Annotated in this window: 13 protein-coding genes; 12 read left to right on the forward strand and 1 reads right to left on the reverse strand. The window is 62.5% G+C overall.

Annotated elements, in window-relative coordinates; all coding sequences use genetic code 11:
- Window positions 1–45: 45 nt before the first annotated feature.
- The 6 genes from UB48_RS24405 to UB48_RS24430 all read left to right on the forward strand — a co-directional run bounded on the left by UB48_RS24405 (window position 46) and on the right by UB48_RS24430 (window position 5,359).
- Window positions 46–711: a S24 family peptidase gene (locus tag UB48_RS24405; RefSeq protein WP_045201546.1), complete on the forward strand. Its 666-nt coding sequence runs from the start codon at window positions 46–48 to the stop codon at window positions 709–711.
- 113 nt (window positions 712–824) lie between these two features.
- Complete coding sequence (locus UB48_RS24410; protein WP_045201548.1) at window positions 825–1,118, forward strand: helix-turn-helix transcriptional regulator; 294 nt, start codon at window positions 825–827, stop codon at window positions 1,116–1,118.
- A gap of 99 nt (window positions 1,119–1,217) precedes the next feature.
- A complete protein-coding gene (locus UB48_RS24415) occupies window positions 1,218–2,507 on the forward strand; it encodes an FAD-binding oxidoreductase (RefSeq protein ID WP_045201549.1) in 1,290 nt (429 codons plus the stop codon).
- A 12-nt stretch (window positions 2,508–2,519) separates the two neighbouring features.
- On the forward strand, window positions 2,520–3,077 hold the full coding sequence (locus UB48_RS24420) for a helix-turn-helix domain-containing protein (RefSeq protein ID WP_045201551.1): 558 nt from the start codon (window positions 2,520–2,522) through the stop codon (window positions 3,075–3,077).
- Window positions 3,078–3,100: 23 nt separating this feature from the next.
- Window positions 3,101–4,453, forward strand: coding sequence for a glutamine synthetase family protein (locus tag UB48_RS24425; protein WP_045201553.1), 1,353 nt, complete (start codon window positions 3,101–3,103; stop codon window positions 4,451–4,453).
- Window positions 4,454–4,684: 231 nt separating this feature from the next.
- Window positions 4,685–5,359, forward strand: coding sequence for a polysaccharide lyase family 7 protein (locus UB48_RS24430; protein ID WP_045201555.1), 675 nt, complete (start codon window positions 4,685–4,687; stop codon window positions 5,357–5,359).
- Here the strand turns inward: UB48_RS24430 and UB48_RS24435 are convergent.
- Window positions 5,331–6,224, reverse strand: a complete 894-nt coding sequence (locus UB48_RS24435; RefSeq protein WP_045201557.1) for a LysR substrate-binding domain-containing protein — start codon at window positions 6,222–6,224, stop codon at window positions 5,331–5,333. The genes UB48_RS24430 and UB48_RS24435 overlap by 29 nt on opposite strands.
- Before the next feature lie 125 nt (window positions 6,225–6,349).
- Here UB48_RS24435 and UB48_RS24440 point away from each other — a divergent pair, with 125 nt between their 5' ends.
- The 6 genes from UB48_RS24440 to yghU all read left to right on the forward strand — a co-directional run bounded on the left by UB48_RS24440 (window position 6,350) and on the right by yghU (window position 12,675).
- Window positions 6,350–7,411 (forward strand): agmatine/peptidylarginine deiminase, encoded by a 1,062-nt coding sequence (locus UB48_RS24440; protein WP_045201559.1) that lies wholly within the window; start codon window positions 6,350–6,352, stop codon window positions 7,409–7,411.
- Complete coding sequence (gene aguB / locus UB48_RS24445; RefSeq protein WP_045201561.1) at window positions 7,408–8,313, forward strand: N-carbamoylputrescine amidase; 906 nt, start codon at window positions 7,408–7,410, stop codon at window positions 8,311–8,313. Before UB48_RS24440 ends, aguB begins: the two co-directional genes overlap by 4 nt.
- Window positions 8,310–9,401, forward strand: a complete 1,092-nt coding sequence (locus UB48_RS24450; protein ID WP_045201563.1) for an extracellular solute-binding protein — start codon at window positions 8,310–8,312, stop codon at window positions 9,399–9,401. The genes aguB and UB48_RS24450 overlap by 4 nt, the downstream gene beginning before the upstream one ends.
- Before the next feature lie 24 nt (window positions 9,402–9,425).
- The gene (locus UB48_RS24455) at window positions 9,426–10,538 is read left to right on the forward strand and encodes an agmatine/peptidylarginine deiminase (RefSeq protein WP_045201565.1); all 1,113 of its coding nucleotides are present in this window, start codon (window positions 9,426–9,428) and stop codon (window positions 10,536–10,538) included.
- A 191-nt stretch (window positions 10,539–10,729) separates the two neighbouring features.
- Window positions 10,730–11,686, forward strand: a complete 957-nt coding sequence (locus UB48_RS24460) for a hypothetical protein (protein ID WP_045201567.1) — start codon at window positions 10,730–10,732, stop codon at window positions 11,684–11,686.
- A gap of 149 nt (window positions 11,687–11,835) precedes the next feature.
- Window positions 11,836–12,675 (forward strand): glutathione-dependent disulfide-bond oxidoreductase, encoded by an 840-nt coding sequence (yghU, locus tag UB48_RS24465; protein ID WP_045201569.1) that lies wholly within the window; start codon window positions 11,836–11,838, stop codon window positions 12,673–12,675.
- The last annotated feature ends 110 nt before the right edge of the window (window positions 12,676–12,785 follow it).

Below are 12,785 nucleotides of genomic sequence, written 5' to 3' on the forward strand. Positions count from 1 at the left end.
GGGCCCCTCTTTAGCATCGAGCTAAATAGTGGCATTCTGCACCCCATGGATATCTACGCGATTCGCAAGCACAACCTGCTGCAGTTGCTCGGCACCCAACGCAAGGCCAGCTGTGCCGAGCGCTGGGGCATGAGCCCGGCGCACCTGAGCCAGATCCTGTCGCTGCGCACAGAAAAAAACCTCGGCGATGAAGTGGCCCGGCGCATCGAGCAGGCCGAGCGCCTGCCTGCCGGCTGGATGGATGTGCTACAGGGCGAGGCTGGTGTACCGGCCAGCGGCGAGTTCGTCAGCATCGCCCACTTCGACATCCGCGGTTCGATGGGCAACGGCAACACGCCACCGGCCCATGTCGAAGTAATCCGCGACCTGACCGTGCACCTGGACTGGCTGCGTGGCCAGGGCATCAGTTTTTCTGCCGCGCACAACCTGGCAATCATCAGCGGCGATGGCGACAGCATGGCCGGCACCTTCAACGACGGCGACCCGCTGCTGGTCGACCGTGGCATTCACGAGGTGCGCAGCGATGCCATCTACGTGTTCAGCCTCGACGGCGACTTGTTCGTCAAACGCCTGCAACGCCTGACCGATGGCGCCTTGCGGATGATTGCCGACAATCCGCTGTACCCGCCGGTATTGATCGAAGGCGCGGCGCTGGAAAAACTGCACATTCATGGCCGGGTGCTACTAGTTTGGAACGCACGAAGAGTATGATGGCAAAACAACCGACCGCTCTGGTCGGTTAATGGACACTAGACAACAGCAGTAGGATGTAGCGATTCCAGCAACGGATTGCTCGACCGAATCCGTGTGACTGAGATCGAATCATGAGCGGTAATCTGTGGGTGTGGGAAGAAGAAGAGCTGCTGGCAATGCGCAGGGCATTTGCCGCACTCAAGGCCGGGCAACCCCAGGCAGAGCGGGTGTCGCAGCGGCGCATGGCCGCCGAGATGGGCGTCAGCGTCACCACCCTGAATGCCTATATGACCGGCAAGCGGGCGCTGGACGTCAAGTTCGCGCTGATGTTCGAACGCCTCACCGGTATCCCCACGCGCAGCTACAGCCCGCGCCTGGCTGACGAGATCGCAAGCCACCGGCACCATCACAAACCTGCGGTCTAGAGCCTGCGCGCCATTGAACGCTGAGCCTCGCTTGGCCTCGTGAAATTTATCTGGTAGTTTTTCATGAAAAAATACCAATAAAAATTCATGAGGTCCGTCGTGTTCAAGCAATCCGCCCAGCATGTCGCCAGCTATTACGCCCAGACCTACCCCACCGCCATCCCTCTGCGCCCTACCCTGCAGGAACGCCTGGACACCGAGGTGCTGATCATTGGCGCCGGCTTCAGCGGCCTGCACACCGCCCTGCGCCTGGCGCTCGCCGGCAAGCGGGTGACCCTGGTGGAAGCCAGCCGGGTGGCCTGGGCGGCGTCCGGGCGCAACGGCGGGCAGGCGTTGCTGGGGTGGTCGTGCGACATGCCGCCGCTGGAAAAGGCCCTTGGCCAGGAACGCGCACGGCGCCTGTGGGACAGCATGCGCTGGGCCGCCAGCGAGCTGCGTGAATTGCCCGAGCGCCACGGTTTTACCGTCGATTACCAGCGTGGCAGCCTGTGGGCGGCGGTGCTACCGCGACGGGTGGCCATGCTCCACGAAGCCAGGCACGAAGCCGAAACTAAATGGGGCTATGACCAGTTGCGGGTGATCGAGCGCGACGAATTGCCCGAATGGATCGGCAGCCCACGCTACCAGGCCGCGCTGTACGATGCCGAAGGCGCCCACCTCAACCCGCTGAAACTGGCCCAGGGCCTGGCCAACGCCCTCGAAGCGGCCGGCGGGCGGATCTTCGAGCAAAGCCGGGTGCTCAGCTACCGCGATACCCCGGCAGGCTTTGTCGCCCGCACTGAAAAAGGCGAAATCCGCAGCGACGTGCTGGTGCTGGCCTGCAACGCCTACATCGACCAGCTTGACCGACCACTGTCGCAGCGCCTGCTGCCGGTGGGCTCCTATCAGGTGGCCACCGCGCCCCTGGACCCGGCCCTGGCCCGTTCGCTACTGCCGCGCAACAGCTGCGTGATCGACAACCAGTTCGTCCCCGACTACTTCCGCCTGACCCCGGACCAGCGCCTGCTGTTCGGCGGCGGCTGTACCTACCTGGGCGGCATTCCCAAGGACGTTGCCGCTGCCACCCGCCCGGTGCTGGAACGGGCCTTCCCGCAGCTACAGGGCGTGGCGATCGACTACGCCTGGGGCGGGCATATCGATTGCAGCCTGCGCCGCACCCCGGACATCGGCCGTCAGGGCCAGCGCTACTGGCTGCAGGGCTTCTCCGGGCATGGCGTGCTGCCGACCCTGGCCGGCGCCCGCGCGGTGAGTGATGCGATCCTTGGCAACCACGATTTGCTGGCGTTGTACCAGGCCATCGACAACGGCCGCTTCCCCGGTGGCGACCTGCTCGCCGCGCCGCTGGAAGCTGCCGGCAAAGCCTGGTACCGCCTGCGCGACACTATTTGAGAGAGCCCCTTTATGGACATGCAGGAAGAAATCGAAAGCCTGGCGATCCTTATTCGCGACCTGCGCAAGCACCGCAACCTGACCCTCGGCGAGCTGGCCGAACGCATCGACCGCTCGGTGGGCTTTCTGTCCCAGGTCGAGCGCGGCCTGTCGCGCCCGACCGTGGCCGACCTCACCGCCATCAGCGAAACCCTGTGCGTGCCGACCACCTACTTCTACAACCTGAGCAAGCCGCGGCAAGTCGACTGGGTCACCCGCCCCGGCGAACGGCGCACCCTGTATTACGCCGCCGGAGTCACCGACGTGCTGGTCTCGCCCAAGCTCAACGGCGGTTTCTCGATGCTTGAAAGCCACCTGGCGCCCGGCGCCAGCAGCGGTGACGGGCACCTGGACGACAGCTCCGAGCAAGGCGGGTTTGTCCTCGAAGGCGAGTTGAGCCTGTGGCTCGATGACGCCCCAGAGCCGGTCACCCTGCAGGCCAACGACAGCTTCCAGTTGCCGGCGCACAGCCAGTTCCGCTACGCCAACCTGACCGAACACAGTACCCGGGTGCTCTGGGTATTCCGTTGAAACCAAGCGCAGGATCGCACGTGATGACAACAATAAAAGACTGCCCTGATGTGCTTAGTGAAGTACGCGCATTTCGCGCTGAGCATCCTCAGGTGCGTTATGTCGACCTGATCAGCCTGGACATCCCCGGGCACTTTTATGGCAAGCGCTACCCGATCGACATGCTCGAAAAAGTCGCCGCCGGCAGCGCCCTGAAACTGCCGCAGAACTGCGTGCTGCTGGGTGTTCAGGGCGGCCTGCACCCGATCGGCGACTACTGCTTCAACGACGGCGACCCGGACGCGCCACGGCGGCTGATCCCCGGCACCCTCAAGCCGGTGCGCTGGGAGAACCAGCCGCTGGGGCAGATGCTGATCAGCTCTGACGGCACCGCCGCGCCCATTGAGTTCGAGCCCCGAGAAGTGCTGGCGCGGGTGCTGCAACGCCTGGAACGGCGCGGCATTCGCCCGGTGGTGGCCTTCGAGCTTGAGTTCTACCTGTTCGACCGCGCGCTCAAAGACGGCCTGCCGCAGTTCCCCCGCGACCCGTTCAGCGGCGATGCCGATGACCAGCCGAACATGCACATCGAGCGCCTGTCGCGCTATTCCGACGTGCTGCGGGACATGGTCGAGGCCGCCAACGAGCAAGGCGTGGACGCCAACGTCATTACCGCAGAACTGGGCCCTGGGCAGTTCGAGATCAACTTCGGCCACTGCGACGACGGCCTGCGCGCCGCCGACTGGGCCGCCCTGTTCGCCCGCAGCACCCGTGGCGTGGCGCTCAAGCACGGCATGCGCGCCAGCTTCATGAGCAAGCCCTACCTCGACGCGCCAGGCAGCGGCATGCACGTGCATGTCAGCCTTTACGACCAGCAGGGCAACAACCTGCTGGCTGCCGACAACCAGCGCCCGCTGCGCCATGCCGTGGCTGGCTGCCTGGAACTGCTGGCGCAGTGCATGCCGATCTTTGCCGCCAACCACAACGCGATGCGCCGCTACGGCGCCATGGTCAACGCTGCGAGCCGCGCCAGCTGGGGCTTTGAAGACCGCGACGCGTGCATTCGCATCCCCGAATCGGACCCACGCAACCTGCGCATCGAACACCGTCTGGCCGGCGCCGACGCCAACCCATACCTGGTGCTGGCAGCGATTTTAAGTGGCATGGAACACGGTTTGGAGGCCGGCAAAGAGCCGATTGCGCCGCTCAACGAAGACCGCAGCAGCGGCATCGACTTTCCCAAGGACATGCTCGCGGCGGTGGCGGCCATGCGTCATCACCCGGTGGTCAATGAGCGGTTGGGCAGTGAGTTCGTCATGGTCTATTGCGAGAACAAGAGGCAGGACCACCTGGCGTTCATGCATGAAGTAAGTGCGCGGGAGTATCGCTGGTTTCTTTAACGACTGAGGGCAAAACCCTTGCTGGCTGTACCGGCCTCATCGCTGGCAAGCCAGCTCCCACAGGGTGCGGTGTATACAGATCCATTGTGGGAGCCGGACTTGCCGGCGATCGAGCGCGAAGCGGTCGTAATTTATTTAGCCATTGACGCCACTTTAGCTTGCAGCTAAATATTAGCTCAAGCCCACATCCATTTCAGAGAGGGCCCACACCGAAAACCGAAGGAGAAACCCATGAGCGTCAACATTGACCGCCTAACAATCACCACCCCGGTACCCAAGTCCACCAGCGACCCCACCGCCCTGGAACTGACCGGCGCCCAGGCCCTGGCGCAGTTGCCGAAAATCATCGCCAGGCTCGACGACGGCTCGGTCCGCTTCACCGCCCCAACCAAGGGCGCCTCAAGCAAAAGCACCCACCGCACCCGCTGCGAATGGAAAGAACCGACCTACTGGTCGCTCGCCAGCGCCAGCAAACACCACAACCACCAGAGCATGACCCTGAGCAAGGTCAACGCGGCGCAGAAGGTGGTGATCTCGCAACTGCACGTCAAAGACGACGACAGCCCGGTGGTCAAGGTGTTCTGGAACAAGGGCAAGCTCACTTACGGCTTTCGCCGAAGCTACAACCAGAGCGCCCCGGCCAGCGTCACCCTGCTGGCCAATGTGCCGCTGGGCACCGCGTTCGAGATCATTCTCGATGTCACCGCCAAGGGCGTGGTGACCCTCGCTGCCACCTGCAAGGGCAGCACCGCCAGCAGCGGACCATTGCAGATGGATGCCAGCTGGAACAGCCGCACCTTCAACTTCCACGGCGGCGTCTACAACCAGGTTGATTACAGTGACGACACGCCGGCCAGCGACGGCTCGGTCTGCATCATCAGCGCGCTGGCGCTGGGTCACCATTAAGCCCTGAGCCCTCTGCCAGGCACTGCTCAAGCCACTGGCAAAAGCTCACAGTCAAGGCCTCCCCTTCACTGTTACGGTGCACCAGCCACGCCCACTTGGGCCCGCGCACGGTCTGCTCGGTCAGCGCCACCAGGTTGCCTTGCGCACGCGCCTGCCCGGCCAGCAAGCCACTCACCAGGGCAATGCCCAAGCCCTGGCTGGCAGCGTCAAGCAACTGCCCGGGGTCGGAAAAATTCAGGCCCTGCAGCTTCTGCCCCACAGCCTCGCCACCCTGGGTGTGCCAGTAGCTCCAGTCCATTTCCCGCTCGCCATGCAGGGTGGTCCGCCGCGCCACGTCGAGCTCCAGCAGGCGCGGGTGACAGGCCGGGTACAGCCGATCCTGAAGCAGCACGCGAAAGCTGCAATCGGCCTGGGCGCTGATGTCGTCACGCACGGCAATGTCGATGGTCTGGGTGGTCATGTCGGGGATTTCATCGCTGGTGAAGAGCCACAGGTCCACCTCCGGGTGCAGCCGATGAAAGTCGCCCAGGTGCGGCACCAGCCAGTGCCGGGCGAATGCCGGCGTGGTGTTGACCACCAGTTGGTTGGGCTTGCGGTACTGCTCCAGGCGACGGATACCGACGGTCAGTTGCTGCAGCATCACCTGGGTGGTGCTGAGCAGGTCGTGGCCGGCATCGGTAAGCGACACGCTGCGCCCTTCGCGAAAGAACAGCGGTTGCTCCAGGTAGTTTTCCAGGCTGCGGATCTGCTGGCTGATCGCCGATTGGGTCAGGTGCAGCTCTTCGGCAGCCTTGTGAAAACTGCCCAGGCGCGCCGCCGCTTCAAAGCCGCGCAGCGTGTTCAGAGGTGGCCAGTGTTTCAGCATGATTGATAAGCCCAGCTAATCATATATCGGCAAAATCCATCGTTTGTTCAGGTGCAGAACCCAGTTATAGCATGGACACCCCGGCAACCTTGCTGAAAACAATTACTTAACTGAAGGGTATTGCAATGCACAACGACAGCGCCAACAACAACGGCTGGTTCATGCCCGCCGAATGGGCTCGCCACGCTGCCACCTGGATGGTCTGGCCGCACAACCAGGCCCTGTGGGAGTCGACCTGGGGCGTCACCCTGGCCGCTGTGCAGGTGGATTTCGCCCGGGTCGCCAATGCCATCGCCCGCTTCGAGCCGGTAAAGATGGTCGTCGACCCCAGCGCCGTCAGCCAGGCCCGGGCGCTGTGCGGGGCCAACATCGAGCTGATCGAAATCGCCGTCAACGACAGCTGGTGCCGCGACTCCGGCCCAAGCTTCATCTGCCACCCGCAGCAAGGTCTGGCCGGGATCAGCTGGCGCTTCAATGCCTGGGGCGGCAAGTCGGCCCATGACCTTGACGAAGGCCTGGCCCGGCGTGTGCTCAATGACCTGGGCCTGCCGTGCTTCGGCAGCTTTTTGGCCAATGAAGGCGGCGCGATTCATGTCGATGGCGACGGCACGCTGATCACCACCGAATCGGTCCTGCTCAACCCCAACCGCAACCCGGGCCTGGGCAAGCAAGACATGGAAGAAATCTTCGTCCGTCTGCTGGGGGTGAACAAGGTCATCTGGCTGCCGGGCGACCCGGACTACGTCACTGGCGACATGACCGATGGCCACGTCGACGGCGTTTGCGCGTTTGCCCGGCCGGGCGTGCTGCTGGTCGATGCCACCGAAGATCAAACCTCGGTCTACGCCCAGGTGGCGAAGGAGAACCGCCGCGCCCTGGAACTGGCGACCGACGCCCGTGGCCGCAGTTTCGAGCTGATCGACCTGTACGAAGCTTCCGCTGCGGTCGACACCGATGCCGAAGTGTTCTGCGCCTCCTACACCAACTTCTACCTGTGCAACGACGCGGTGATCATGCCCGCCTACGGTATCGACGCCGACCAGCAGGCCGCCGCCACCCTGCAGCAGGCCTTCCCCGGCCGCAGCGTGGTACCGGTGCAAATCAACCAGCTGGCCCATGGCGGTGGCGGCGTGCATTGCATCACCCAACAGCAACCGGCCTGGCCCCTGAAAGGAGCCAAGCCATGAGCGCGCTGAGCGTCGCCAGCCTGCAGCTGGCCTGCAGCTGGAACCTTGAAGACAACCTCGATAACGCCGAGCGGCTGGTGCGCGAGGCGGCGGCGGCCGGGGCCAGGCTGATCCTGCTGCCCGAGCTGTTCGCTACGCCCTACTTCTGCATCGAGCAATGCCACGAGCACCTGGCCCTGGCGCAACCTTATGACAACAGCCCGCTGTTGCAGCGCTTTGCCGCCCTGGCGGCGGAACTGAACGTGGTATTGCCGCTGAGCTGGTTCGAGCAGGCCGGCAATGCCTACTTCAATTCGCTGACCGTCGCCGATGCCGACGGGCGCTTGCTCGGCGTCTACCGCAAGACCCACATCCCCAACGCCATCGGCTACCAGGAGAAGGAATACTTCAGCCCCGGCGATACCGGTTTCAAGGTCTGGGACACCGCCGTCGGGCGCCTGGGCGTGGGCATCTGCTGGGACCAGTGGTTCCCCGAGACCGCCCGCTGCCTGGCCTTGCAAGGTGCAGAAATCCTCTTGTTTCCCACCGCCATCGGCTCCGAGCCCGGCGCTGCGGCGCTGGATTCGCGCGACCATTGGCAACTGACCCAGCGCGGCCACGCCGCCGCCAACATCCTCCCGGTGATCACCGCCAACCGCACCGGCGTTGAAGTGGCGCGCAGCGATGCCGAGCTGCACATGCGTTTTTATGGATCGTCGTTCATCACCGACCACAAGGGCCGCCTGCTGGCCGAAGCCGATCGCGACAGCCCTTGCATGCTGCTGGCCGAGCTGGACCTGGCGCACATGCGCGAAGAGCGCCTGACCTGGGGCATCTACCGCGACCGCCGCCCGGAAATGTACGCCACCCTGTTGAGCCTGGACGGCCGTCACCCACACAGCACCTGGAGGCATGGCGCATGAACAGCCTGAAAACCCTGCTCGCCCTTTCCCTGGCCCTGGGCTGCAGCCTGGCCAACGCCGAAGACAAAGTGCTGCGCCTGTACAACTGGGCCGATTACTTTGCCGAAGACACCCTCAAGGATTTCACCGCCCAGACCGGCATCAAGGTCATTTATGACGTCATGGACAGCAGCGAAACCCTCGAGGCCAAGCTGCTCTCGGGCAACAGCGGCTACGACCTGATTTTCCCCGGCGACACCGTGGCCGAACGCCTGGCCCGCGCCGGCGCCCTGCAAAAGCTCGACCCGGCCAAACTCGAACACCTGGCAGACATCGAGCCCGGCCTGCAGCGCCTGCACCAGCGCTACCCCAACTCGCGCGAGAGCACCGTGCCCTACACCTGGGGCAGCATCGGCCTGACCTACAACCGCGCGGCCATCGAGCAGCGCATCGCCAATGCCCCGGTCAACAGCCTCGACCTGCTGTTCAAGCCAGAAAACGCCGCGTTGCTGGCCGACTGCGGCATCTCGATGATCGACTCGCCCGACGAAGTGCTGGCGGTGGTGCTGCACTACCTGGGCAAGGACCCACGCAGCGGCAAGGCCGATGATTTGCTCGCCGCCCGGCAGATGCTCGGGGCGATCAAGCCGTACATCCGCAAGTTCCAGTCGCAGCCGGTGACCCAGCTGGTCAATGGTGACACCTGCATTTCCCTCGGTTACAGCGGCGACATGATCCAGGCCCAGCGCACCGCCGATGCCGCCGGTAAAAAGGTCGAGTTCCGCTACCACATCCCGGTGGAAGGCACGACCATCTGGATGGACAGCATGGCCATTCCCGCCGATGCCGCCCACCCGGAATACGCCTACGCTTTTATCAACTTCGTCATGCAGCCGCAGCAGATGGCCGCCATCAGTTCGTTCACCGGCTACCCCACCTCCAGCGCCAAGGCACGGCCGCTGGTCGAGCCGCAGATGCGTGATAACCCGGACATTTACGTCAGCGACGATACCTACGCGCGGCTGATCCCGGGCAAGGACATTACCCAGAAAGACATGCGCGCGCGCATGCGTACCTGGACCACCCTCAAGACTTCCTCGGCCCATTGAGCCGTCACTACGAGAGCCACACCGATGACACCCCGTCGTACCTTTCTCAAGCATCTGTCAGTCGCCGCCGGCATTGCCGGCCTGGGCCTGGGCCCGTTGCGCCTGGCCATGGCCGCTGACCAGCGCTGGTTCATGCCCGAAGAAGACCAGGCCCAGCGGCGGATCTTCCTGGCGTTTGCCGCCGCCGAAAATGTCTGGGAAGACCAGGCGGACGCGGTCAACAGCTGCATCGCACAACTGGCCCGGACCATCGCCCGCTACCAGCCGGTCAGCGTACTCTGCCGCCCCGAAGACCTGGCCGATGCACGCGAGCAATGTGGCAGCGACAACATCGAGTTCCTGCCCATGGCGCTGGACGACATCTGGATCCGCGATTACGGCGGCTGCTTCGTCATCGACGACGACGGCAACAGCGCGCTGATGGACTTCAACTTCAACGGCTGGGGCAACAAGCAACGCCACCGCAACGACAGCCGCGTGGCGGCAACGCTGAGCGAAACCCTGAACGTGCCCTACCTGCAAAGCGAGCTGACCGGCGAAGGCGGCGGCATCGAAGTGGACGGCCACGGCACGGCGATCATCACCGAAAGCTGCTGGGTCAATGCCAACCGCAACCCCGACTGGAGCCGCAGCGATGTCGAGGCCGAGCTTAAAGCCAACCTTGGCCTGCGCAAGATCATCTGGCTGCCGGGCATCAAGGGTCAGGACATTACCGATGCCCACGTCGACTTCTACGCGCGCTTCGTCGAGCCGGGGGTGGTGATCGCCAACCTCGACAACGACCCGGACTCCTACGATTACCGGGTCACCCGCAAGCACCTGGAAATCCTCAAGCAGGCCACCGACGCCGACGGCCGCCGCTTGACCGTGCACCTGCTGCCGCCACCAGGCAAATTGCGCAGCAACCGCTTTACCCGCGACAACCCGGAGTTTGCCGCCGGTTACATCAACTACCTGCCGATCAATGGCGCGGTGATTGCCCCGCAGTTTGGCGACCCGAAAGCTGACCAGTACTGCAAGCAGTTGCTGGCCAAGTTGTACCCGGGGCGGACCATCGAGCAGGTCGATATCGACCCGATTGCTGCGGGCGGCGGCGGAATTCATTGCGTCAGCAAGAACAGGCCGGCGACTGATTAGCCCCGAGCAAACGACTTAGCTTAATCGGCGATAAGAAACACCGTTATAAACGCCAAGTTCCAATCTGATTAATTATCATCAGACCTGACCTTTACAAACCAATAAAAAGCGCTATTGTTCTCTTCGCCAGGGACTGGCAATTTGATGTCATTGAGCCTTGGCATTAAACCCCACGACAAGGATGAGCGAAAATGGGCAGAAGCAATAGTGTCAACAAACTGTTGGAAGAAGAGAAAAAGAACCGTGAACGGCTTGAGCAGATCTCCAGGGACTTGATCACCCAACAGAAAAATGCTGAATCCGAATTACAGGCAGACCAGATTCAATTTTATACAAACAGCCAACGCACCTGGAAGTATTCTTCCTACGTCACCGGGGCGAATTCAGATTTCCAGCTTTCAGACACCTGGAGCCTTGAGAATCTGAAGAAAATAATCGATCAGATCACCAATGCAGTCGTCGGCACGGTCACCGGTACCATCACCGGTCTGCCGGAAGGTACCACGGCCTCGCCTGATGCAACCAAAACCAACGCCAGCGGTGGTTTGACCGAAGACACTCGGCTAATGATCGCCGCCAACTGCCTTAACCTGCTGTCGGGCCTGATCAACTCGTTCGGCCACTCAAGCAAGATTCAGGTGAGCACTGCAAAAAGTAGCGTACCGCTCGGCCAAGGCTTGAGAATTTTTGCATCGGTTGCCTGCAATGTGTCTCAGGAGCGAAGTTTCTTCAATAACAAAATCATGAGCTGCTACCGCTATTGCTACAACGTCAACTATTCACTCGACGAGTTCTCCGAGCAAGCCGAAAGAACATTGGTTGCACAGTACGAGTTGACCCTCAACGCACTGAACACCGCGGCAAAACTCAACTATGACAACTTCGTTTCAAAACAGATCGATATTCGCCAATACATGGAGACCGCCGACTACATTGAAGAAAAAACCGTGCAAGTCGTTGCCAAGATCGAAGCATTAAAACGTAAAGATGGTGACCTTGCCGGTATTTCCACGCTGTACCAAAAACAACTGGCATTCCTTCAAGGTTGCAAGGTCGAGTTTGGCTTTGACAGCAAGGTTTCGACACATATTCAAGGGCAGGTGGATAAATTCTCCGGTGATTCGAAAGTTGCACTAGGCAAACGTTAATCCACGCAGTATTTGCCCTGCCGGCGCAATGCCGGCAGGGCAAAGCGGTGCCCGATACCATGATCGGGCAGTTGCTTGCAGGCCTGTTTGACAACCTCTCATACCAGGCCCGAACATGAGCCCCTCGAGCACACCAGGAGGTTCATCGCATGAGCAAGGCACCCTACGTCCCGCCTCGGGTCTGGCAGCACGACGCGCCGTCGGGCGGCGAGTTCGCCAACATCAACCGCCCGGTGGCCGGCCCGACCCACGACAAGGCCCTGCCGCTGGGCAAGCAGCCGCTGCAACTGTACTCCCTGGCCACGCCCAATGGCGTCAAGGTCACCATCCTCCTCGAAGAGCTGCTGGCCCTCGGGCATGCCGGCGCCGAGTACGACGCCTGGCTGATTCGCATCAGCGAGGGTGAGCAGTTCTCCAGCGGTTTCGTCGAGATCAACCCCAACTCGAAGATCCCCGCCCTGCTCGACCGCAGCGTGCAACCGCCGGTGCGGGTGTTCGAGTCGGGTTCGATCCTGCTCTACCTTGCAGAAAAATTCGCCGAGTTCCTGCCCCGCGACCCAGCGGGTCGAACCGAAACCCTCAACTGGCTGTTCTGGCAGATGGGCGCAGCGCCCTACCTGGGCGGCGGCTTCGGCCACTTCTATGCCTACGCGCCAGAAAAATTCGAATACCCGATCAACCGCTTCAGCATGGAAACCAAGCGCCAACTGGATGTGCTCGACCAGCGCCTGGCGCAAAGCGCGTACCTGGCCGGCGACAGCTACACCATCGCCGATATCGCCGTCTGGTCCTGGTACGGCCAACTGGCGCTGGGCAGGCTGTATTCGGCGGGCGAGTTCCTCAGCGTGCAGGACTACACCCACGTGCAACGCTGGGCGCAAGCCATTGCCGAGCGCCCGGCGGTCGTCCGCGGCCTACGGGTCAACCGCACCTGGGGCGATGAAGCCAGCCAGGTGCCCGAGCGGCATTCGGCGCAGGACCTGGACTGAGGCAACAGTATTCGACGTCAAACGCGAGTACTGTGCGACAAACACTGGCAGGGACAGCCATTGTGCTCCACTGTCAGGTCAAGCAAACGACCCTGAAGCGAGATAACTGA

It is taken from the genome of Pseudomonas sp. 2(2015) (genome assembly GCF_000955865.1).
Classification (GTDB): domain Bacteria; phylum Pseudomonadota; class Gammaproteobacteria; order Pseudomonadales; family Pseudomonadaceae; genus Aquipseudomonas.